Below are 24,527 nucleotides of genomic sequence, written 5' to 3'. Positions count from 1 at the left end.
TGTTTTAAATAGCTAGGTTTTAAAAAATCGTTTTTCATTTAGAGATTACACCCATAAAATTATGCGAAAACACGAATTTTGATTACCATTTTTTACTGAATTCCTACTAAAATGGGTTTGTTCACACGAAATCGTTTTCGTAACTTTATCGGGCAATGTGTATGGTCTTAACATAAAATTTACATATTTTTAGCTTTTAAAATGAGGTAATTACTCATAAAAAAACTAAGCAAACTAATTTTTAAACAAGATTCTTATGAAGAAAGTAATACTTAAAAGTATGCTCTTGTTTGTCGCAATTCTCTTTGTAGGGATTGCCCAAGCCCAAACAGTAACAGGTACAGTTACTGAAGAAAATGGCCCGCTACCGGGAGCAAACGTAATTGTAAAAGGTACCTCAAATGGTGTAACAACCGATTTTGACGGTAACTACAGTCTTAACAATGTTCCTAGCGATGCTACCCTAGTATTTAGCTATGTGGGATTTGCTACTCAAGAAGTAGCTGTAGGAGGTAGAAGTGTTGTAAATGTTTCTTTGGCAACAGATAACGCACTAGACGAAGTTGTACTTATAGGGTACGGTTCTACTACTATTAAAGATGCTACAGGGTCTGTAGACAACGTAGGGTCTGAAGATTTTAACCAAGGGGTTATTCAATCTCCAGAGCAACTTATACAAGGTAAAACTGCCGGTGTACAAATCTCAGAATCTTCTGGTGAGCCGGGTGCAGGTATTGCTATACGTATACGTGGTAACAACTCTATACGTTCTGGTAACGACCCATTATTTGTAGTAGACGGTGTGCCACTTTCTGGTGGAGGAGCCCCTACGGTAGGTGTTGGAGCTGATGTACAAGGTGGTGCTACTGGTGGTAACCCGCTAAGTTTTATTAACCCTAACGATATTGAAAGTATCTCTATACTTAAAGATGCATCTGCTACAGCGATTTACGGATCAAGAGGAGCAAACGGTGTAATCATTATACAAACTAAAGCTGGACGTGGAGCGTCTAAAGGTGTTTGGGAACTAACTTCTTCTGTAAGTTCTGCAAAGCCACAAAATAGTTATGACCTACTTAACAGACAACAATTTCTTGATGCTACAGATGCAATAGGAGCTACTCCTCTTGTAGAAGGTGGTAACACAGACTGGCAAGATTACATTACTCGTAATGCTTTCTCAAGACAGACTGACTTAAGTTACTCTAAGAGTTACACTGGTGGTAACTTACGTGCATCTTTTGGATACGGAAACAACAACGGTGTGATTGAAAACTCAAGCCTTGAGCGTATCGCAGGTAGATTAAACTTCTCACAGCGTTTACTTAATGACAAACTTTTAATTACTGGTCAAGGTAGTATCTCTCGTATTAACAGAGAGAACCCTGCACTAGATGGTACTGCTGGTTCTACTGGAGATTTAATAGGTGCTGCACTAAGAGGTAACCCTACTTTCCCTTCTGATCCAGATTTTAATCCAGGTGGAGGTGTACTTAACCCAGCAAGTTTACTTCAGTACTTTGAGGGTAGAACAAATAGTAAAAGATTACTAGCAAACATCTCTGCAGATTATTCATTTACAGATGAGTTTAGCGCAAAAGTAACTGTAGGATATGATAAGACAGATGCAGAGGGTAGTGCAATTTACTCTTCTAGCATAGTAGGTCTTCCTAACACTTCTGGAATAGGTCGTGGAGGTTTTACAGAGACCGAAAATAAAAACTCACTACTTGAAGCTACACTTAACTATAAGAAAGACTTTGGAAACTCATCTTTAGATCTTTTAGCTGGTTATTCTTACCAAGAGTTTGACAATAGCGGTTATTTCTCAAATGCTGCTGGTTTTGGATCTCAAACACTAGAGCAAACTAGAGACGCTTTAAGTCGTCAGTTTGGATTAGTAGATGATGTACTTGATGGAGGATATGCTGTATTTGGATACGGTGCAGATGGTACGTATTTAACAAGGTTAACTCCAGAGGTTCAAACTGGTCTTGAATTACCTACAAACTTTACACGTTTATTACCTGCTTATACAGCTGGTATCTTTGACTCTGTAGATGAGTTACAATCTTATTTTGTAAGAGCTAACTATACTATTGCAGATAAGTATTTATTTACTGGTACATTTAGAGCAGATGGTTCTTCACGTTTTGGTGATAATGAGCGTTATGGTTACTTCCCTTCTGGAGCATTTGCTTGGAAGATATCTGAAGAAGATTTTGTAGGAGATAATATTTCTACATTAAAACTTAGACTAGGTGCTGGTATTGTAGGATCACAAGATGGTCTTGGTTTTGGACAGTTCTTACAGATCGAGAGAGCTGCAGGAGCAGGAATTGACAACAACCTTAATGTACTGGCAGGAGGAGTTCCTGGAACTTTTATTGACGGAGCATTTACTAACCCTGACCTTAAGTGGGAAGAAACAACAGACTTTAACGTAGGTCTTGATTTTGGATTTAATGATGATCGTCTTAACGGTTCTGTAAACGTATACCGTAAAGAAACTCGCGATTTATTACTTAATCAAGATGTTGCTGCACCTGCAGGAAGCGGAGGAACAGTTTTCCAAAACTTAAAAGATGGTGTTGTACTTAACCAAGGGGTTGAATTATCATTAAACTATGATTTCTTTGATACGGATGATTTCGGATTTGGAGCTAGCTTCAACATCGCGTATAACAAAAACGAAGTACAAGACACACCACTAAGCATCCCAACTGGAGCAATACGTGGTAATGGACTTACTGGTGCATTTGCACAACAACTTGAAGCTGGTCAACCATTATTCTCATTCTTTATGGCTGAGTTTACAGGATTTGACGGAGATGGTAACCCAACATATAGAGACTTTAACGGTGACGGTGTAGGTGATCCAGATTCTGACAAATTCTTTGTGGGAGAGAATGCTGTTCCTAAAGTAACTTCAGGTTTATCTCTTAATGCACGTTATAAGAACTTTGACATCGCTACATACTTTAGCGGTCAGTTTGGATTCTCTGTATACAACGGTACTGCAAACGCTTTCTTTACAAAGTCTGCTCTTTCTATTGGTGGTAACGTAACTCAAGATGTAGTAGCCAGCAATGAGAATGCAAACTCTACAGTTGCTGTATCTACAAGATTCCTTGAGAAAGGAGATTTTATTAGAATGCAAAGTGCTTCTATAGGATATAACTGGCCATTAAGCGGTGAAGGGATGTTTGATTCTTTACGTTTAAGCCTTACTGGACAAAATTTATTCTTAATTACAGATTACAGTGGTCTTGACCCAGAAATAAGCCAAAACACTGGTTCTCTTAATGCTTCTGCGATTCCTACTGCGGGTATCGACTACGCTTCTTACCCTAGAGCCCGTACATTCACACTTGGTGTAAATGCAAGATTTTAAATAAAAAAAAAGAAGAATTATGAAACACAACAAAAATTTATCAAAGATGGTTCGCAATATTGTGGGCATCTTTGCGGTGGCAGCACTCACTGTAGGCTGTACCGATCTCGAAATTGAAGGAAACGAAGCAGGTATTGTAACAGACGCTAGTTTTGCTGGTGTTACAGATCCAGATTCTTTCATAGACAATATGTACGGATCACTTAATGGTTACATAGGAGACCAAGCAAACTTATTTGCTTTATCTGAAGTAACTACTGATGCTGCTGTTGTACCTACTCGAGGATCTGACTGGGGTGATAACGGAATATGGAGACAGTTACACCAGCACAACTGGTTAACAACTCACACGTTCATTCTTAATACATTCGTACAGTGGAACTCATTACATTTCCAATCTGCACAAGTACTTTCAAGTCTAACTAACTCGTCTACTCAAAACAAAGCAGATGCTTACTTTTTAAGAGCATTAGGTATGTGGGTAGTACTTGATAACTTTGGACAGGTCCCAGTAAGAGATCCAGAAGAAAATCTATCTGTTAACCCTGTTGTTTTAACTGGTGCAGAAGCTGTAGATCAAATCGTTTCTGACCTTAACGCTGCAATTACAGATCTTCCAGCTGGTGGACCTGGATCAGGTAACTCTAGAGCAACTAAAGCGGCAGCAAGATACCTTCTTGCAAAAGTGCTTCTTAACAAGCATATATACTTAGGTAATGAAGCTGCAGATAGTGCAGATATGAACCAAGTAGTATCATTAGTAGACCAAATACAGGCAGAAGCTTATGGTCTTGAAGATGGATATTTTGATATTTTCAGAGAAGAACTTGATGACGAAACAATCTGGTTTATCCCTACAGGTGTAGGTAACCGTATCTGGAATGGTCTTCACTACAATATGTCCCCAGAAATTGCTGGAGGTGGATGGAATGGATTCTCAACACTTGCATCTTATTATGACTTATTTGAAGGAGATCCTAATAATAATGAGCCAGGAAACGGTCAAGAAGAAAGAAGAGGTTTTGTACCAACATCAGGTCTTACTCTTGCAGAATTCCCAGAAGGAACTGATGGTAATGACAATGGTATTGCAGATGGAACAAGTATTGGTTTTGGATTCTTAATTGGACAACAATATGCAGATGATGGTACTCCATTACAAGATCGTGCAGGTAACCCACTCTTCTTTACAAGAGACTTTACTGATGCAGATGGAAACATAAGCCTTATTAACAATAACGAAATTACAGGTATACGTGTTCAAAAGTATGCTGCTCGCTATGGAGGATTTACTCCACACGAGATATTCTTCAGATATTCTGATGCACATATGATGAAGGCAGAAGCAATCTTCCGTTCTGGAGGTGATGCAACACCACTTGTAAATGAATTAAGATTATTAAGAGGAGCTACAGCCTTAGGTTCTGTTACTGCTCAAGATATTATAGATGAGAGAGGTCGTGAGTTTTATGCAGAATTCTGGAGACGAAATGATTTGATCCGTTTTGGTCAATTTACTTCAGACTGGCAACTTAAAGACCCTGCTGCTGTAGGAAATACTGATAAGAATTTATTCCCTATCCCAGCAAGTCAGCTTATTTTAAACCCTAACCTTACCCAAAATCCAGGCTACTAAACTTGGTACAATAATTAGCTTAAAAGAGGGTTAGAGTTTTCTAACCCTCTTTTTATATATTACATTCTCATAAGTAATTTATCTAAGTGAAAACTTCATTACCCCTACTCCTACTATGTATGTTTCTTTTCTCCTGCTCGCAGCCAGAGAAAAATTACCGCTTTGTACATAAAATAGATACTGGGATCACTTTTACAAATGAACTTACAAAATCACCAAAGCTTAACATACTTAATTATCTCTACTACTATAACGGTGCTGGCGTTGCTACAGGCGACTTTAATAACGATGGCCTAATAGACATTTACTTCACTTCAAATCTTCAACAAGATCATCTATATTTAAATCTAGGTGACTTAAAATTTAAAAATATAACCACCTCCTCTGGTATAACCAACAGAGACGGCTGGACCACTGGCGTTACTACAGTAGATATAAATAATGATGGATATCTAGATATTTATATCTCCAAAGTATCTGGCCACCTCAATCTTAAAGGCTCAAATAAACTATATATAAATCAAGGCCTTACAGATGGAGTACCTACTTTTAAAGAAGAAGCGTCAACCTATCAATTAAATATAGATGGTCTCAACACACAAACAGCTTTTTTTGATTACGACCTAGATGGTGACCTTGATGCATATATACTATCACACTCACTGTACCCCAATGCTTACTTTGGCAGAGGTAGCCAGCGAGAAACTAGGGATACTATAAATGGCGATAGACTGCTAGAAAATAGAAACGGTGTTTTTTATAACGCTTCCGCGAAAGCGAATATATATGCATCAAAAATAGGCTACGGCCTAGGAATTAGTATTAGCGATATTAATAACGACGGTTATCCAGACATATATATTGGGAACGACTTTTTTGAAGATGACTATTTGTACCTAAATCAAAAAAACGGCACCTTTAAAGAAATACATAGCAGTGCAGGAGTTTTAGGTCACACCTCGCACTTCTCTATGGGAAATGATATAGCAGATTTAAATAATGATGGCCTTTCTGATATCATATCTGTAGATATGTTACCAGAAGATCCATACACCTTAAAAACATCTGGTGCCGAATATAACTACCCTATATTTTCAAATAATCTAAAGCAAGGCTACAAACCACAATTTATGCAGAACACGCTACACATAAATAGCGGCGCTGCTACCTTTACCGAAACGGCATTTTTGAGCAACATAGCGAGTACAGAATGGAGCTGGTCTCCCCTCTTAGCAGACTTTGACAATGATGGACATAAAGACCTTTACATTACAAATGGCATACTAGGAGCTACTAACGATATGGACTTTATCAATTTTATCTCTAATGATAATATTCAGAAACGTCTAGGTAAAAATATGACTGATGGTGAACTTCCTTTTATAGAAGAAATACCTAGCAAAAAAACAGAAAATTACTTCTTTAAAAATAATAGAAACGCAACTTTTATAAACACCTCATCAGACTGGATAGCTCCTAAAACATCATTTAGTAATGGAAGCTCATATGCAGATCTAGATAACGATGGAGATTTAGACCTCATTGTAAATAATGTAAATGAAGCTGCTTACATACTGGAGAATAAGACACAACAAATAGACACCACAAGAAACTATCTTAAAGTGGCCTTTAATGGTCCGCATCACAATAAATTTGGTATCGGTGCAAAGGTGGAGGTATACAGTACGCAAGGTAAACAGTACTTTGAAAATTATACTACGCGTGGCTTTCTGTCATCTGTTGCTCCTGAACTATTTATAGGTCTAGATACTGTGAATACCATAGACTCTTTAAGAGTGATATGGCCAGGCGGAAAAACACAAAAGCTAAACACTATTATTTCTAACCAAAAGATAACTCTAGATTATAAAAATGCCTCTGGCGATTTTTATGATAGTATACAGATAACACCTATAACACGTTTTATAAATGACACCCTAATTCCTTTTCGTCATAATGAAAATGCTACCGTAGAGTTTAGTCGCAATCCTTTAGTGCCATATAGTTCTACTAATCTTAGCAAAGCCATACGTATAGGTGATATAAATAATGACGGCCTAAAAGATTTTATAACCCTAGGTGCAAAATCTCAAATAACTTCGTTACAACTGCAAACCACTTTAGGAAAATTTACTCAAAAAGAACTTCCTAATGATCGCACACACGCAATTACCGAAGATATAGACGCTATCATTTTTGATGCAAATGGTGACGAGCTCAACGATCTTATCATTGTGAGTGGTGGTAATGAGATACAAACCGGCAGTGCGCTACAACCTAGGTTGTATCTCAATACTCAAGAAGGGCTTAAACAAGCTGAAAAAGCTTTCGACAACATCTTTGTAAATGCATCTACTGTTCGTGCAGTAGATCTAGATCAAGATGGTGACCTAGATCTTTCTATAACAAGTGATGTTATCCCTCAAGAGTTTGGGACGACACCGCAACAATATCTTTTTAGTAATGATGGTGCAGGTAACTTTAGTAATATCTCAAAAAGTTATAGCTCAGACTTTACAGACATTGGTAATGTGCGTGACATACAGTGGCAAGATATAGATAATAATGGTTATCCAGACGCAGTAGTTGCAGGTCACTGGATGGCTCCCACAATTTTGCTCAATAACGGTAAGGAGCTTTCAAAACAATATAATAATGGCCTAGAAAACGCTAGAGGGTGGTTTAATTCGTTAGAAGTAGAAGACTTTGACAATGATGGAGACCTTGACATAATTGCTGGTAACTGGGGACTCAACACCCGTCTCAAGGCTTCGGAGGGAGCGCCAGTACAGTTATATATCCAAGATTTTGATGATAATGGTAAACTTGACCCTATAGTAACCTATTTCTACAAAGGAGCAGAGACGACTATTGCCACAAAAGACGAACTTGTAAAACAGCTACCACAACTCAATAAAAAGTATCTTTCTTATAACGCTTTCGCGAAAGCGGAATTTAAAGATTTACTACCTAACAACAAGCTTACAACCGCAACAGTAAAACGAGTCACAGAGCTTGCCTCTGTTTATTTTGAAAACAAAGGAGATGGCACCTTTACCAAAAGACAATTACCATTACCAGCACAAATCTCATCTGTACACGACATACTTGTAGATGATATAAATAATGATGGTTATAACGATCTCCTTCTAGTAGGTAATGATTACCAGATAAGTACACAATTAGGCAGGTTAGACGGCTCAAAAGGTATTGTCCTTTACAATGATAAAAAGGGCTTTTTTAACGTGGCGGAAAGGACAAAATTCAATATTTTAGGTGCTTCCAGAAGCATTGACACAACAACGATATCTGGAGAAAAATACATCATCGTTGGTAGAAATAATGACACTCCATTGTTTCTTAGAAAAGAAGAATAAACTTATGGACATTTTAAAAAAATACAGGCTTTTTACCTTAGTAACTTTTACCATTTTTCTATGCTCTTGTAATGAAGAAAGTGCAAGTCTGGATATTGACACTAAGGAGACACTTTTTACACAAATGTCGCCAGACAGCACGGGTATTTCTTTTATAAATAGTATAAAAAATCAAGCAGATTTCAACATTTTTAAATACCGTAATTTTTATAATGGAGGCGGTGTTGCTATAGGTGATATAAATAATGATGGGCTTGCAGATATTTACCTAACGGCAAATATGGGGAAGAATAAATTGTATCTCAATAAAGGCAATTTTAAATTTGAAGATATTTCTAAAAGCGCTGGTATTGAAGGTAACAAACCTTGGTCTACTGGTGTTACAATGGCAGATGTTAATGCAGATGGACTTCTAGATATTTATGTAAGTAATGCCGGCAACCTTAAGGAAAACAGTCACGATAATGACCTGTACATTAACAATGGTGACCTCACTTTTACTGAGCGCGCAAAAGAGTATAATCTCGCCACCTCTGGCTTTACAACACACGCGACCTTCTTTGATTATGATAAAGATGGTGATCTAGATGCATATATCCTTAACAATAGTAATGTCCCTGTGAGTAGTCTAGGTAACAAAGGACAACGGGACAAACGTGCACAAGATTGGGCAAATGTAGATAGCGATACTAGAGGTGTAGGTGATTTACTTATGCGCAACGACGGTGGAGTATTTACAGATGTAAGTGAAGAGTCTGGCATATATGGCTCTCTTATAGGTTTTGGGCTAGGCGTTGTAGTTACAGATATAAATAAAGATCTCTGGCCAGATATTTATATATCAAACGACTTCTTTGAGCGTGATTATTTATATATAAATAACCAAGACGGCACTTTTACAGAAGAGATTAAAGAGTGGACCTCTCACCTGTCACTCTCTGCTATGGGTATTGATATCTCAGACATAAATAATGATGGGCTGCAAGATATTTTTATCACAGATATGCTTCCCGATGGAGAGGAGCGCGTGAAGTCTGTAATGGAATTTGACGGTTATAATGTGTATAAACGTAAACAGCGTGATGACTTTTACCAGCAGTTTATTCAGAACACGCTGCAAATAAATAACGGCAATGGTTCATTTTCTGAAACAGCATACTTTAGCGGTGTTGAGGCCACAGACTGGAGTTGGTCGGGTCTTGTATTTGATATGGATAATGATGGTTACAGAGACATTTATATTACTAACGGTATTAACCACGACCTCACAGATCTAGACTTTGTAGACTTCTTTGCAAATGAACTTATACGTAGTAAGGTCAATGGTAAAACGCACCCAGTAGATTCTATCATTAATAAAATGCCTGTAAAACCACTACCTAATTATGCCTATCAAAACCAGAAGGACTTAACATTTACAAACAAGGCTCAAGACTGGGGCCTAGGCCTAGAGAGTATGTCTAATGGTGCTGCTTATGGTGACCTAGATAATGATGGTGATCTAGATATTGTGGTTAATAATGTAAATATGGATGCATTTGTTTACAGAAACAACTCTGTAGTAGATGAGTCTCATAATTATATAAAAATAAACTTTGAGGGTAGTGATAAAAATAGATTTGCCGTGGGTACTACTGTACGTCTATATCACGACAATCAATCTATTTTACAAGAACTTGTTCCATCTAGAGGTTTTCAATCTTCTATGGAGTATGGTATGACCATAGGTCTAGGAGCTTCAAAAACCATAGACTCATTGCGTATTATATGGCCTAATGACAAGACACAACTACTCAAAAACATTAATGCGAACCAAACACTTACGGCTAAAATTAGTGAGGCCTCCGAAATATATAAATACCCAGTCAAAGAGTCTAACACCCTGCTTAGAGAATTAGATAACACACTCCTTACTTCACATCAAGAAAATGAGTATAATGATTTTGACTATGAAGGGCTTATTGCAAAGAAACTCTCACAAGAAGGTCCTGCCCTCGCAGTAGGTGATATAGATGGAGATGGTAATGAAGATATCTTTATAGGTGGAGCAAAAGATCAAGCTCCTACCCTCTACTTACATAAGGGAGATGGGAAGCTTGTACCTTCTTCTATAAATTTTGATAAATCTGCAATTTTTGAAGATACTGCGGCTTCTTTTGTAGATGTAACTGGTGATGGCGCCTTAGACCTCATCGTAGCTACTGGAGGAAACCAGATAGACGGCGCTCCATTTTACAGACCACGTATATATATAAATAAAGGTGACGGCTCATTTAATCCGGCTCAATTACTTCCAGCTGTAAATCAAGGTGCCTCGGTTATTGCTCCTTATGATTATGATCAAGATGGTGATGTAGATTTATTTATAGGTTCTAGAAATACAGCAAGCACCTACGGTATTAATCCAAAGCATTTGTTATTACAAAACAATGGTAAAGGTAGCTTTACAAATGTAACACCTCAACAAGGAGCTCTCCTTAATGATGCTGGTATGGTTACAGATGCTGTATGGACAGATATAGATGGTGACACTATAAAAGAACTAGTAATCACTGCAGAGTGGGATACCGTAAAAGCATATAAACTAGAAAATGGAAAGCTTGTAAGACACAACTCAAGTCTTGATAATGCTTACGGCTGGTGGCAGAGTATAGAAAGTGCAGATATAGATAATGATGGTGATCTAGATTTAATACTCGGTAATGAAGGAACAAATATTCATTACAAACCTACTCAAGATGCACCTATGAAGTTATTTATAAATGATTTTGATGCAAATAGTACGATAGAGCAAATCACTACCATAACTCAAAATGGCAAAGATTACCCGCTACACCAGAAAAAGGAGATAATGGGACAAATCGTATCACTAAAAAAACAGAATATCAAGGCCTCAGATTATGCAAAAAGATCTATTGATGAGTTATTCTCTGCAGAGGTACTGGCAAACTCTAAAGTAAAGAAGGTTAACACCTCTGAGTCTGCTATTGCCATAAATGATGGGAAAGGAAACTTTACCTTAAAAGCACTACCTGCTGGCGTACAATTATCTTGTGTGTGCGGTATAAGCTGTACAGATGTAAACAATGATGGACTGCTTGATCTTGTTATGGGTGGTAATAACTTTGAGTACAAACCACAGTATTCTCAACTAGATGCAAGTTTTGGGAGTGTATTACTAGGTGATGGCTCTGCAAACTTTGAGTGGCAACCATATACTAAAAGCGGATTTTATGTGCGCGAAGAGATGAAACACTTACAGACGTTTACGGATGCAGCTGGTAACACATACTTTATAGCCGCGCTTAATGACAGTAAACCTAGAGTTTTTGCGCTTAACAATTAACTATGAGAAGAGGTGCACTAGTACTTTTATGGATCGCACTTATCATTGTCTCGTGTACACGCGAGACTGTAGATGAGAGCTTGCCGCTTTTCAAAACTCCACCTGGACACAGTACTGGAGTCACCTTTGCAAATACACTTGCAGAGAGCGATTCCCTTAACATACTAGATTACCTCTACTTTTATAATGGTGGTGGCGTAGCTGTGGGTGACATTAATAATGACGGCCTACAAGACATTTACCTATCTGGCAACCAAGTACAAAACAAACTGTATCTCAACGAGGGTAATCTCAAGTTTACAGACATTACAACAAGCTCTAAAACCGGAGGGAATAACTCTTGGAGTACCGGTGCTATAATGTTTGATGCAAATGCAGATGGATACCTAGACATCTATGTGCGTGCTGTTGTGGGTATAAATGATTTCGCTGGTCACGATGAGTTATTTATAAACAATGGTGATGGTACTTTTACAGAACAGGCAAAAACCTATGGGCTTGATTTTAAAGATTACGGGACTACAGCCGCAGTGCTAGATTATGATCTTGATGGAGACCTAGATATTTATTTACTCAACCACGCCATACACACAGAGTCCTCTTTTGGCAAAGCATCCCTGCGCAACAAGCGTGAGGAAAAGACAGGTGACAAACTTCTCAGAAACGATGGTAACCACTTTACAGATGTAAGTGAGCAGATGGGTATTTATGGAGGCATAAATGGTTACGGCCTCGGTATTTCGGTGGCAGATTTTAATCAAGATGGATGGCCAGATATCTATGTGGGTAATGATTTTCACGAAGATGATTACTACTACATTAATGAAGGAGGTTTACGCTTTCGCGAAAGCTTAAAAAAACACTTCCCACATACCTCAAGATTCTCAATGGGTAATGACAACTCAGATCTTAACGGTGATGGCTTCCCAGATATCATCTCATTAGATATGCTTCCAGATGATGAAGTTGCTCTTAAAGCGTCTGAAGGTGATGATAATATCCAAACGCAAAAGTTACGTACAGAGCGCTTTGGGTATCACTACCAGTTTACCCGTAATATGCTCTTTATAAATCAACCGGGATATCAATTTAAAGAGCAAGCACTATCTTCTGGAATTGCTGCTACAGACTGGAGCTGGAGCGCTCTTTTTGCAGATTTTGATCACGATGGTGTACAAGATTTATTTATTGCAAACGGTATTCCTAAGCGACCTAACAATCTAGATTTTATAAACTTTATCTCTAGTGATAAAATTCAAAATCGCATTAACGAGTCCCGACTACTGGACAATGAAGCTCTAGACCTTATGCCCATCGGGGCAACACCTAACAGGTTATTTAAGGGTGGTGGAGATTTGAACTTTACAGACAAATCACAGACGTGGCTAGCATCTCAACCATCTGTTTCTGGCGCATCTGCCCTTGCAGATTTAGATAACGATGGAGACCTAGACATTGTAGTTAATAATATAAACAAAGAAGCAACGCTCTACATCAACCAGACAGATACTACGGCTACATATGTCCAACTCAAATTTGAGTACACAGCTAAGAATCCTTTTGGGATAGGTACTAAAGTATTTGCATATGTAGGAGGTAAGACACAGTACAAAGAGCTTTATACCGCCAGAGGGTTTCAAGCATCGTCACAGCCTCTAGTGCATTTTGGCTTTCCTAAAAATACGACTATTGATTCTCTCAAGGTTATATGGCCAGATAACACGTATCAAACTGAGCGTAACATAACTACAAATTCATTGGTAAAGCTGTCACCACGAGCTTCAACACCTTTTGACTACCATAGTTTATTGCCAAAAAATGAAAAACTCTTCTCAAAAACACCAGGAAATCTAGGTATAGATTACACACACAAGGAAGATGCATACATAGACTTTAACCGCCAAAAATTAATTCCTTATCAACTTTCAGATCGGGGTCCAGCTACCGCAGTGGGTGATATAAATAATGATGGGGTGGATGATATTTATTTTGGTAGTTCAAAATTTACTTCGTCTCAAATATACTTGGGTGGAGATTCCGCTTTCGCGAAAGCGTATATAGAACCCTTAAAAAAACAGAGTAAAACCGAAGACAAAACAGCAATCATTCAAAATGGTGAGATTATAGTAGGCACCGCTGGCGCAGATTTTGCACAAACTAATAGTGCTCTTGATGATTATATCTTAAAACTAGATGATAGCCTCTCAAAGCAACCTCTCAACTTACTGGGCAACACTTCTGTTATCGCTCCAAACGATTATGACAATGACGGTGATATGGACTTGTTTATAGGTCACCAAGTAATTACTGGCGATTTTGGCACAGCACCAGAAAGTGTGCTTCTCAAAAACAACAATGGCAAATACACTGTAGATAAAAATAACAACCTAGGTAATATAGGTATGGTTACAGATGCCGTGTGGACAGATCTTAACGATGATAACCAGAAAGATCTCATTGTAATAGGTGAATGGATGGCACCTCAATTTTACATAAATAATGATGGCGTGCTTTCTAAAGAGAAGTTAACAACAGAGATGCTTACTGGCTTATGGCAAACCATAGCGCCTTTTGATATAGATGATGATGGTGATCTGGATTACTTGCTAGGCAACTGGGGAACTAACAGCAAGTTTACAGCTACAGAAGGTGAGCCGCTCAAAATGTATCACGCAGACTTTGATAACAACGGCCAAACCGAAACGCTGGTTGCTACTGCTAGAAATGGTAACTACTACCCTATTCAAAATCTTCCTGAACTAGCGAAACAACTTGTATCTCTTAAAAAGAAATATAGTACAAATAATGATTTTGCTGGTAAAACTATCTCAGAGATTATAGGTGCCAAGAGTTTATCTAAGGCTCAAGAATTAAATGTTACCACTTTAAAGTCTGGATACTTAAAAAATGAAAAAGGTTCCTTTACTTTTGTACCTTTCCCATCATCATTACAAGTTGCTCCCCTACTAGATTTTGTAGTATTTGACTTTACTAATGATGGAAAAAAAGGGGCCCTCGTAGGAGGAAATTATTTTGGCACAAAACCGTATCACGGTAGGTTAGATTCGTTCCCTGGTGCTCTTATAAAATCAGAACAAGAAATAATAGATGGGTATACCATCGGATTAGATTTTGCTCAAAAGTCTGTTCGTAAGCTATCTATCATAACACATAATAACACAAATTACTTGCTCGTTACTTTTAATAATGAACCAGCACAGGTATATACAATAGAAACTACACAATAATGAAAACACAGTATACACTCATAGTCCTACTTACTGCTTTAATTACTTTAAGCTCTTGTTCAAAAAAGAGTGAGCCTATTGTGATTACTCCAGATCACTTTCATAATGCGATAGATAAAGTTACAGAAGTAATTATACACGATATCTTCTCGCCACCAGTAGCTAGTAGAATTTATGCATATCCTAATATTGCTGCCTACGAGATACTAGCTCAAAACAATCCTACATTTTCTTCACTATCAGGACAACTCACAAATTTTAAAGCAATCCCAACACCTGCAGAAGACGCATCTATCAACTATGAACTTGCAGCCCTCGTTGCTCATATGGATATGAGTAAACGTCTTATATTTTCTGAGCAAGATATAGAGACTTATAGAGATAGTCTTTATGCAAACTGGCAAGAGCTTAATGAAGAAGAGTTTATAAACTCAAGAGATTATGGACTACAAGTGTCTAATCATATTGCAGCGTGGATGGATGGTGATAATTACAAACAAACTCGCACAATGCCTAAGTTCTCTGTACGTTCTGACGAGCCTTCTAGATGGCAACCTACTCCACCTGCATATATGGATGGAATAGAGCCACACTGGAATAAAATAAGACCATTTGTAATTAATACGGCAGACCAATTTAAACCTGTACCACCACCAGCATTTTCACTAGAAGAAGATTCAGACTTTTATAAAGAGCTTAAGGAGGTTTATGACATAAGCCAGCAAATAACAAAAGACGGAGATACCTCTGAGGAGATTGCCATAGCACAGTTTTGGGATTGTAATCCATATGTATCTGTTACGAGAGGTCATTTAATGTTTGCCACAAAAAAGATAACCCCTGGCGGTCACTGGGTGGGTATTACAAAAATTGCCTCAAAAAAGGCTGGCCTAGATGTTGTACATACTTTGCACGCCTATACAAAAACAACCATAGCAATGTATGACGCTTTTATATCTTGTTGGGATGAGAAGTACCGCTCTAATTTAATACGCCCAGAGACGCTTATAAATGATCATATAGATGACTCTTGGAAGCCTATTTTACAAACACCTCCTTTTCCAGAGTACGTAAGTGGCCACTCAGTAGTGTCTGGTGCTGCGGCAGAGAGCCTCACTAGTATTTTTGGAGACAACTTCTCTTTTAATGATGACACAGAGATTGCTTATGGTTTACCTATACGTAATTTTAAATCCTTTAGAGCAGCAGCGCAAGAAGCTGCTATAAGTCGTATGTATGGTGGTATACACTATCGTGCGGCTGTAGAGATAGGTCTTAACCAAGGAAAAGACCTTGGGCAATATGTCGTATCTCAACTTGATATGAAAACAGAAACTGGCGTTACTTCAAACTAAATCATCTATTATGAAAAAGATTATTGCATTCATAATAGTAAGTATCATAGCAACAGGCGTATGGTACCTATATCTTAAACCAGGAGACTTTACTGCAAAAATTAAGGCAAAAACTACTCTAGGTACTATAGAGCAATCTATAAAAAACTGGAAAGAAGGCGCGTCAGTCACAGAGGTACAACTGGGTGATGAACACACACAAATCATTCAAGAATTTACAGTACAAGACTCTACTCACATATACAAGTGGCAACTTAACAAAGTGCACGATTCACTTACGGAGGTTACGGTACACGTAATAGATCCCACACACTCTATAAACAATCGTATAAATGGGCTTTTTAAGGACACAGACTTTAAAAAAAGCGCTACTAGAACTGTACTAGAATTTAACGAGTTATTACAAGATCATCTAGATAGAATTACAGTAACTATAGTAGGTGAAGAAGAACTCCCAGCCAAGTTTTATGCCTATACAGAGCTTGAAGGGCTACAAATTCTCAAAGCAGACGGAATGATGCGCGATATAGGGCATCTGCAAGGCACAATGGCTACGTATGATATTGAGCTAGATGGACGCCCCTTTGTACAAATCGCAGACTGGAACAGAGCAACCGATAGTATAAAATATCACTTTGCATTCCCTATGATAAAAAGGGATTCTTTACCAGTAGTAAAAGACATTAAATATGGGTCAAGACCTGCACAAAGAGCACTTAAAGCTATTTATAACGGTAACTATATTACATCAGATCGTGCTTGGTATGCGCTTCTTAACTATGCAAAGAGCAATAATATTAAAGTAGATCTAAAACCTACTGAGGTCTTTTATAACAATCCAAATATGGCTGGTGACGAGAGCAGGTGGAAGACAGAAGTTTACTTACCCATTGTAGAATAATATGAGCTCATATTACAGTGATCAAGAGTTTACAGGTATAGATTACACTCAGCAACCTTTAGACAAAGGCGAGTATGATAATTGCACATTTAGGGAGTGTAATTTTGAAAGCCTCCATCTCTCAAACAGGACTTTTTTAGAGTGCACATTTATAAATTGCAACCTCACTAATGTAAAGTTTGGTGGCACTAGTCTCAATCAAGTTTTATTTGACGGCTGTAAACTGCTAGGAGCAGATTTTAGTGTTTGTAATATCTTTATGTTGGGATTACGCTTTCGCGAAAGCGTTCTAAACCTCTCAAACTTCACCGCATTACCACTTAAAAAAACAACCTTTATAGACTGCCCTATGGCCGAAGTAGATTTTACTGAGGCAGATTTGAGCGAGGCTAGGTTTGACAAATGCATATTAACCAAAACCAATTTTGAAAACTCAAAATTACTTAGAGCAGACTTTAGGACAGCTATAGACTACACAATAAACCCTACGCAAACGATACTTAAAGGAGCACTTTTTTCAAATGACAATCTTGCTGGACTTTTACGCTATTCTGGAATAATAATTAAGTAACATTACTATAAAGGGGCATTTACCCCTACCTAAAACTTAAAGAAGCAATTACATTTACATCATTAGAATGAGAATCGAAATTGGGGGATTTAGAAACTCATTAAAGCCGCACTTATGTGCGGCTTTTTATTTTATGTACCTTGGTTATATAATAAACTATTATGCGTAAAATACTTTTTGGGGCAGCTCTTGCACTTGTGATTGTTTTTGGTGTGCGTTATTGTGAACACACAAAAGATGAAAGTGAGCAGCTTAGAGCAAATACCGCGCTCATTGAGAAACAAATAAAAAACGTAGGGAAACTCATCGTTACAGAAGGTAACTATGCCCAAGTTTTCACCTATGAAGATTCAAAAAAATTCTATGTAGATGTACTTTCTGCGACAAAAAAGGCCCTAGTAGTTGTAAATGCCGAAGCAACTATCGCTTACGATCTTTCTAAGGTTGCTACAGAGATTGATGAACTTACAAAGACGGTACGCATTACCTATATCCCAGAACCTGAATTAAAGATTAATCCTAATATAGAATATTATGATGTGCAACAAGACTACCTCAACCAGTTTAATGCTCGCGATTATAATATCATAAAATCACGCGTGCAAAAAGGGCTTGAAAAGGAAGTTAAAAACTCTACCCTTTACTCAAATGCACAAAACAGACTTATCTCAGAACTTTCTAAAATTTACTTTCTTACTAACTCACTAGGGTGGACCCTTGAATATAATGGGAATGCAGTTACAGATAGTACACCTATAAAATTATAGGCTTACCAGCTCTTTAAGCTGGTAATACCTCTCTCTTTTCTCCGTTTACAAGAATACTTAAGCCTTCTCCACTTACAAGTGTAAAGTTGGTTGCATTATTAGCCACTTCTACTTTTAAAATCTGGCCTCTAAAGTTTACTTTAAAACTGTAACCCGTCCAAGCATTAGGTATTTTGGTATCAAAAGATAAAGTGTCATTCTTTACACGCATCCCTCCAAAGCCTTCTACCACACTCTGCCAGGTACCTGCCATACTCGTGATGTGCAGTCCCTCTTCTACCTCCTTATTATAATCATCGAGATCTAGACGTGATGTGCGTAAGTAAAACTCATATGCTTGATCCATCCTACCTAATTTTGCAGCTTGTATAGCGTGCACACAAGGAGATAATGAACTCTCGTGTACGGTAAATGGCTCATAAAAATCAAAATGCTTTTCTAGTTGCTCCTTAGTAAAGTGGTCTTCAAAAAAGTAGAACCCTTGTAACGTATCTGCTTGCTTTATGTATGGAGAGCGCAGTATGCGGTCCCAAGACCATTTTTGATTAATAGGTCGGTTTGATTTTGGTAAATCTTCTACGGTGATTAATTCCTTATCTAAGAAACCATCTTGCTGTAAGTACACACCATTTTCTTCTGAGTATGGAAAGTACATCTGCTCTGCTGTAGACCTCCAAGAAAGCATCTCGTCGTAAGACAGATGCGTTTTTCCAGAAATACGTGACCAATCTTCTTTCGCAGTATCTCTTAGCAGCTCTGCTTGTTCAAAAGCATACTCTAGACACCACTTTGCGATATAGTTTGTAAACCAGTTATTATTTACATTATTCTCGTACTCGTTAGGACCTGTAACTCCTAGAATCACATAGGCATTCTTAGCCTTAGAAAAAGTCGCCCTCTGTCTCCAGAATCTCGCTACACCTATAATTACCTCAAGCCCCATCTCTGGAATGTAGTTCGTATCTCCCGTGTAACGCTCGTAATTATATATAGCATAAACCATAGAGCCGTTACGGTGTATCTCTTCAAAGGTAATTTCCCACTCATTGTGACATTCCTCCCCGTTCATAGTAACCATAGGGTATAGTGCCGCTCCGTTTGTAAAACCTAGTTTTTGAGCATTTTCTATAGCCTTATCAAGCTGGTTATACCTATAAGTGAGTAACTGTCGTGCAACACTTTGATCTTTGGTAGCCATATAAAATGGAATACAGTAAGCCTCGGTATCCCAGTAGGTAGACCCTCCATATTTTTCACCAGTAAACCCTTTTGGACCTATATTGAGACGGCTATCTTGCCCCGTGTAGGTTTGATTAAGATGAAAGATATTAAAACGTATACCCTGCTGTGCTTTTGTGTCTCCCTCAATTGTGATGTCAGACATCTCCCAGGTTTTTGCCCAGGCTTCCTTTTGAGAAGCTAGCAAAGCATCATAACCCAAGTCTGTTGCTTTATTTAGTACGTCTGTTGCTACTGCTACGAGACCACCTTTATCGTGATTAAGGCTACTTACATAACCTCCTATTTTTTGTATGGCAAAGGTTTCTCCTTTGGCAACATCTGTCTCATACTCGTGACCTACGTAGGTTGCAGTTTTTTGAGAACGCTTTCGCGAAAGCGTAATCTCATCACCATCTATAAAAAGCTTGTTTTGCATCATCGTACATACGTGAAACTCCGTCTTCATAGTATGTGCGGTGATGAAAGCCATATCATCATTTTCTGAAACTTCTAGCGTGTTCCAAAACTTGTCATCCCAGTTTGAATCTTCATTAGTGATACCGCTATCTAAATACGGCTCATAACTTATTGTAGTGTCTACATTAATAGGTGTCACTTCGTATTTAATAGCACCTACCTCATCCATCTCCAAACTTAAAAAACGTGTTGCTTTTACTGCAATCTCAACGTCATTTTGTAGGGTGGCTTTAAAACTTCTGTACAATACACCAGCTTTCATATCAAGCTCACGACGGAAATCTTTTACCTCTTTACAGGTATGTAAATCCAGACTCTCTCCGTTTACTGTAACTTTTATACCTATCCAGCTAGGCGCATTGAGCACTTTTGCAAAGTACTCTGGATACCCATTTTTCCACCAGCCTACGCGGGTTTTATCTGGGTAATACACACCTCCTATATAACTTCCTTGAAAGGTCGCGCCACTATAATCTTCTTCAAAATTTGCGCGTTGCCCCATTGCACCATTACCTAGCGCCATAAGACTCTCTGATGATTTTACGTTATTTGGGTTCCATCCATCTTCTATAATGGACCAATCATTTGGAGTGATATAATCTATATGCATATTATGGTAGTCTTACGTATGAGCTTATCTCATACTTGATGATAGTTGTAGTTAGATTAAATTTATGCTTCTATAAGTTCTAGAAGGAAAGCATTACTCATCTCTGTAAAGTCTTTAAAAACGTAGTTTGCCTCGTGTAGCACATCTTGCTCTCCTATACCTATGCTTATCATACCTGCGCTGTTTGCAGCTTGTATACCCGCAATAGAATCTTCAAAAACGATACAATCTGTACGTTCAATTTTTAAAGCTTCTCCTCCTTTTAAGAATACTTCTGGATCTGGCTTTGCTGCTGTCACATCATTACCATCTACAATCGCCTGAAATTTATCTAATAAATCAAGCTTAGTTAAGATAGGTCGTGCATTTTTACTTGCGCTCCCTAGGGCTATGCCTTGATTTTTTTCTTCTAGAAAATCGAGTACTCTCACCACATCTGGTAAGATCTCACTGTCATCCATCCCTTTGATGTACTTAAGATACTCTTCATTTTTCTGGATGAGCCACCTGTCTTTTTGTTCTTGAGTTGCATCGTATGAAGCTAGGTCTAGTAGTATCTCTAGCGATCGCACACGGCTTACCCCTTTAAAAAGTTCGTTTTGCTCTTCTGTGAAGTCAAAATTCATCTCTTTGGCAAGGTTACGCCAGGCGAGATAATGAAATTTTGCAGTGTCTACTATAACTCCGTCTAGGTCAAAAATGAATGCTTTCTTTTTCAATTTCAATATGTTTTCGGTCATCAGAGTTGTTTAGTTTTCACTCGATGTGTTTTTATTTAATTTTCGCGAAAGCGTAATATCCCTATTTTACTCTCTTTGTGCTCTCACGCTCTATGAGACTTGTATCTATATATGCAGTGGTATATTGCTCTACCTCTTCTTCTGGTCGCTCTAGTTTATTGATAAGTAACTCTGCTGCCTTACGTCCCATCTCTTCTCCGTGCTGGCTTACTGTAGTGAGGCTAGGTACAAAGTGTTGAGATAACTCACCATCTGAGAAGCTCACAATACTCACATCTTCTGGAATGGTTTTATCTGCTTCCATAATATATTTGGCAGCGGTCACAGCAAAAATTTCATTTATCGTAAATACACCATCTATGTCCTTTCCTTTTAAGAAATGTTTAATACGAGCCTTTGCTTTATCATTAAGCTCATCTATAGCATCTAGTTTTAAAATAAGATCTTTATCTACGGTAATACCGACAGATTCAAGGGCTTCCATATACCCCTTAGTACGCAACTTTCCTACGGTGATATAATCTTCTGTAGTGATGATGGCTATCTTTTTACAGCCCGTTTTAATCAAGTGGTTTACACCTAGCTTTGCTCCCTCGCGGTCATCTATAAGCACTTTATCACAAGGTATCTCATCTACTATACGGTCAAACATTACAACAGGCATCCCTTGGTCTATAGCCTCTGTGAGGTGTCTAAAGTCGTCCCTTTGCATTGTTTCTTTTGATAAAGAAAGGATAAATCCATCTGTACTACCATTTGCGAGTAGCTCCATATTAAGAACTTCCTTATCAAAATCATTATTAGAAAGAGTGATAATCACATTGTAATTGTGCTCTCTCGCCATTTGCTCAACCCCACGTATTACAGTGGTAAAAAAGTGATGCACTATTTGCGGTATAATAATCCCGATAGTGCGTGTCTTCCTGTTTTTAAGACTTAACGCGATATTATTAGGCTTATAATTATACAGCTTTGCAAAGGCTTTAATCTTCTGGCGTGTGTCTTCACTTATCTCTGCACTATCACGGAGTGCTTTTGAGACAGTAGAGATAGAAACATCAAGTTCTTTGGCAATTAATTTTAAGGTGAGTTTTCTTTTCATAATGGTATCGTAAAAATAAGCTTACTAAAAGCTATAGTACAATTTAAACAAATCCTTTTGGGTACGAAAACGATGTATTCTTAATAAGTTATTATATTTATTATCATAATGTGAATTTTTGACCTATTTTAGAGCTGTTTAACTACTAAATCAAGTATTACAACTAAGCCACGGGGTCTCACAAGTTTTAAAAATCACATTAAAAATGAAGCATCTTTTTTTAATTTTCTTATTTCTCACATTAGCTAGTTGTAAAGAAAAAACAACTTCTATAAACAATAAGGAGGCTTTAGTAGAAGAACGCTTTCGCGAAACTTATAGACCGCAGTATCATTTCACACCACCCACAATGTGGATGAATGACCCTAACGGCCTCATATACCACAACGGCACCTATCACTTATTTTACCAGCACTATCCAGAAGACATTGTCTGGGGGCCTATGCACTGGGGTCACGCCACCTCAAAAGATCTCGTTTCTTGGGAGCATAAGCCTATAGCACTATACCCAGACGAGCTAGGTCTTATATTTTCTGGTAGTGCTGTGATGGATACAAATAACACCTCTGGCTTAGGTACAAAAGATAATCCTCCTATGGTTGCCATTTTTACCTACCACCTTATGGAAGGCGAAAAAGCAGGACGTAAAGATTTTCAAACTCAGGGTATTGCTTACAGTCTAGATGAAGGTGAGACCTGGAAAAAGTATAGTGGCAATCCCGTTATAGGTAATGAAGGAAACATCAAAGACTTTAGAGATCCTAAGGTAATGTGGCACGATGACACTCAGAAGTGGGTAATGTCACTTGTCGCTGGCGATCACGCAAAATTTTATAGTAGCCCAAATCTTAAGGACTGGACGCTTATGAGTGAGTTTGGAAAAAACATAGGAGCTCACGGCGGCGTCTGGGAGTGTCCAGATTTGTTTCCGCTTGAGGTTGAGGGAAGCGATGAGACTAAGTGGGTTTTAATTATAAGTATTAATCCTGGTGCTCCTAACGGAGGTTCTGGAACACAGTATTTTATAGGTGATTTTGATGGCACCACATTTACTACCAACCAAAAGGAAATAAAATGGCTAGACTACGGTACAGATAACTATGCCGGCGTTACCTTTAATGGACTGCCAGACACAGAACGTACGTTTATAGGCTGGATGAGTAACTGGAACTATGCCCGTGACACGCCTACAGAAGCGTGGCGCAGTGCAATGACGCTTTCGCGAAAGCTTACGCTGCATAAAAACAAAACAAATGGCTTTTACCTTAAAAACTACCCCATCACCTCTTTAGATGAATATGCCTATGCAACCGTAGTACACGATACGATGAAAAGTGGAATGTCACTCTCTAGTAAAAATTATAATGAGCAACGCCTAGATTTTAAAATACCTGGTAAACTAGATGACTTTAAACTCAGCTTTACAAATGTCAATAAGGAATCATTAAAATTTGGTTATGATAGCAGCACAAAAAACTACTATCTAGACCGGAGAAAATCTGGCGTTGTAAGCTTTGAACAATCTTTTGGTGATAAAGTTCACACAGCACCAGCAATTCTTGACAGTCCTACTGATGTAGCTTATAGTATTGTAATGGATGCATCATCTATTGAGATTTTTATAGATGGCGGGAGCACTGTATTTACAGACCAAATTTTTCCTACCACACCGTTTACCGCACTCACATTAACAAGTGAGAATACTACAATCGTAAATTTAAAAGTGAGCAAAATAAAACGAATATGGAAGTAGTGCAGAAGCACGCGACCTCATCACCCTAA

General features: G+C 38.1%; 13 protein-coding genes. 10 read left to right on the top strand and 3 right to left on the bottom strand.

Translation table 11 applies throughout. The features are described from left to right. The first annotated feature begins 256 nt into the window (after positions 1 to 256). The 9 genes from ACFO5T_RS08635 (at position 257) to ACFO5T_RS08595 (ending at position 18,595) form a co-directional block, all read left to right on the top strand. A complete protein-coding gene (locus ACFO5T_RS08635) occupies positions 257 to 3,394 on the top strand; it encodes a SusC/RagA family TonB-linked outer membrane protein (RefSeq protein ID WP_375252822.1) in 3,138 nt (1,045 codons plus the stop codon). A gap of 19 nt (positions 3,395 to 3,413) precedes the next feature. Then, positions 3,414 to 5,030 carry a RagB/SusD family nutrient uptake outer membrane protein gene (locus ACFO5T_RS08630; RefSeq protein ID WP_380033623.1) on the top strand — a complete coding sequence of 539 codons (1,617 nt, stop codon included), beginning with the start codon at positions 3,414 to 3,416 and terminating at the stop codon, positions 5,028 to 5,030. 86 nt (positions 5,031 to 5,116) lie between these two features. After that, entirely contained in the window at positions 5,117 to 8,407 is a 3,291-nt protein-coding gene (locus tag ACFO5T_RS08625) for a VCBS repeat-containing protein (protein WP_380033621.1), read from the top strand. A 4-nt stretch (positions 8,408 to 8,411) separates the two neighbouring features. Then, entirely contained in the window at positions 8,412 to 11,753 is a 3,342-nt protein-coding gene (locus tag ACFO5T_RS08620) for a VCBS repeat-containing protein (RefSeq protein WP_380033619.1), read from the top strand. A gap of 2 nt (positions 11,754 to 11,755) precedes the next feature. Continuing rightward, the gene (locus ACFO5T_RS08615) at positions 11,756 to 15,001 is read left to right on the top strand and encodes a VCBS repeat-containing protein (RefSeq protein WP_380033617.1); all 3,246 of its coding nucleotides are present in this window, start codon (positions 11,756 to 11,758) and stop codon (positions 14,999 to 15,001) included. Then, complete coding sequence (locus tag ACFO5T_RS08610) at positions 15,001 to 16,356, top strand: vanadium-dependent haloperoxidase (protein WP_380033615.1); 1,356 nt, start codon at positions 15,001 to 15,003, stop codon at positions 16,354 to 16,356. Before ACFO5T_RS08615 ends, ACFO5T_RS08610 begins: the two co-directional genes overlap by 1 nt. A 10-nt stretch (positions 16,357 to 16,366) precedes the next feature. Next, positions 16,367 to 17,257, top strand: a complete 891-nt coding sequence (locus tag ACFO5T_RS08605; protein ID WP_380033613.1) for a GyrI-like domain-containing protein — start codon at positions 16,367 to 16,369, stop codon at positions 17,255 to 17,257. Position 17,258: 1 nt separating this feature from the next. After that, positions 17,259 to 17,828 carry a pentapeptide repeat-containing protein gene (locus ACFO5T_RS08600; RefSeq protein ID WP_380033611.1) on the top strand — a complete coding sequence of 190 codons (570 nt, stop codon included), beginning with the start codon at positions 17,259 to 17,261 and terminating at the stop codon, positions 17,826 to 17,828. A 161-nt stretch (positions 17,829 to 17,989) separates the two neighbouring features. Beyond that, positions 17,990 to 18,595, top strand: coding sequence for a DUF4230 domain-containing protein (locus tag ACFO5T_RS08595; protein ID WP_038598802.1), 606 nt, complete (start codon positions 17,990 to 17,992; stop codon positions 18,593 to 18,595). A gap of 13 nt (positions 18,596 to 18,608) precedes the next feature. Here ACFO5T_RS08595 and ACFO5T_RS08590 read toward each other — a convergent pair whose 3' ends face one another. From ACFO5T_RS08590 to ACFO5T_RS08580, 3 genes are all read right to left on the bottom strand, one after another. Next, positions 18,609 to 20,903: a glycoside hydrolase family 65 protein gene (locus tag ACFO5T_RS08590; RefSeq protein WP_380033608.1), complete on the bottom strand. Its 2,295-nt coding sequence runs from the start codon at positions 20,901 to 20,903 to the stop codon at positions 18,609 to 18,611. A gap of 62 nt (positions 20,904 to 20,965) precedes the next feature. Continuing rightward, positions 20,966 to 21,622, bottom strand: coding sequence for a beta-phosphoglucomutase (gene pgmB / locus ACFO5T_RS08585; RefSeq protein ID WP_380033606.1), 657 nt, complete (start codon positions 21,620 to 21,622; stop codon positions 20,966 to 20,968). Between the two features lie 82 nt (positions 21,623 to 21,704). Beyond that, positions 21,705 to 22,745, bottom strand: coding sequence for a LacI family DNA-binding transcriptional regulator (locus tag ACFO5T_RS08580; protein WP_380033604.1), 1,041 nt, complete (start codon positions 22,743 to 22,745; stop codon positions 21,705 to 21,707). Between the two features lie 205 nt (positions 22,746 to 22,950). On the opposite strand from ACFO5T_RS08580, the gene ACFO5T_RS08575 reads away from it, so the two are divergent. Next, positions 22,951 to 24,498, top strand: coding sequence for a glycoside hydrolase family 32 protein (locus tag ACFO5T_RS08575; protein WP_380033602.1), 1,548 nt, complete (start codon positions 22,951 to 22,953; stop codon positions 24,496 to 24,498). Positions 24,499 to 24,527 lie beyond the last annotated feature (29 nt).

This window comes from Dokdonia genika, assembly GCF_042652845.1.
GTDB lineage: Bacteria > Bacteroidota > Bacteroidia > Flavobacteriales > Flavobacteriaceae > Dokdonia > Dokdonia donghaensis.
Note: the sequence above shows the minus strand (reverse complement) of the source record. Positions and strands in the feature narration are given on the sequence as shown.